At 62.4% G+C, this 212-nt stretch carries 1 pseudogene; it reads right to left on the bottom strand.

The features are described from left to right. Nucleotides 1–68: 68 nt before the first annotated feature. A pseudogene (locus ACQ4LH_RS21825) lies at nt 69–212 on the bottom strand (Hsp70 family protein); the annotation flags it as partial.

Below are 212 nucleotides of genomic sequence, written 5' to 3'. Positions count from 1 at the left end.
TTTTTAAAAGCAAAAGGCGACATCCGAGCCCGCTCATTTCGTCTSGGGGGCTGGGAGWTGTKTAAAAGAGAGGGCAGCAKGGCCGCGACGCTCTGGCGCAMCGSGGGAAYGCCGCTGGAACCGCCGGTAAAGAACACCGTATCGACCTGCGCAACGCTGATGCCGGCATCGCTGAGCAGCTGGGTGACGCTTGCGCGCACGCGCTCCAGCAG

The organism is Pseudomonas peli (genome assembly GCF_050563605.1).
Lineage (GTDB): Bacteria > Pseudomonadota > Gammaproteobacteria > Pseudomonadales > Pseudomonadaceae > Aquipseudomonas > Aquipseudomonas peli_A.
This window is presented reverse-complemented; position numbering and strand designations above follow the sequence as displayed.